We start from the raw sequence: 605 nt of genomic DNA on the forward strand, positions 1-605 counted from the left end.
AGTTTGGTATAGCACTGCAACAGGCGGTGTAGCAATAGCATCAACTACAGCTTTGGCAAATGGAATTTATTACGGAGCTATTCTAGATCCTGTAACTAATTGTGAAAGTGCAGTAAGATTAGCAGTAACAATTAACATTACAGATCCGTTAACGCCAACAACTACAGATGATACTCAGGATTTCTGTTTAGTGAATACACCAACAGTAGCCAATATTCAGGTGAACGAAGCCAATGTAGTTTGGTACAGCACTTTAACAGGCGGTACAGCGATACCAGCCACGACAGCTTTGGCAAACGGAATTTATTACGGAGCTATTTTAGATCCTGTAACAGGTTGCGAAAGTTCAGTTCGTTTAGCGGTAACAATTTCAGTTACCGATCCTGGCACACCAACCACAACAGATGATACGCAAGATTTCTGTTTAGTGAATGCGCCAACAGTTGCCAACATTCAGGTAAACGAGCCAAATGTAGTTTGGTATAGCACTGCAACAGGCGGTGTAGCAATTCCATCAACTACAGCTTTGGCAAACGGAGTTTATTACGGAGCTATTTTAGATCCGGTAACCAATTGTGAAAGCGCTATAAGATTAGCGGTAACAA

The 605-nt window shown here is 41.7% G+C and carries 1 pseudogene; it reads left to right on the plus strand.

Going from position 1 to position 605, the window contains the following annotated elements:
• Positions 1-605 (plus strand): annotated as a pseudogene (locus RT99_RS21150) (gliding motility-associated C-terminal domain-containing protein); the annotation flags it as partial.

It is taken from the genome of Flavobacterium sp. MEB061 (genome assembly GCF_000834715.1).
GTDB lineage: Bacteria > Bacteroidota > Bacteroidia > Flavobacteriales > Flavobacteriaceae > Flavobacterium > Flavobacterium pectinovorum.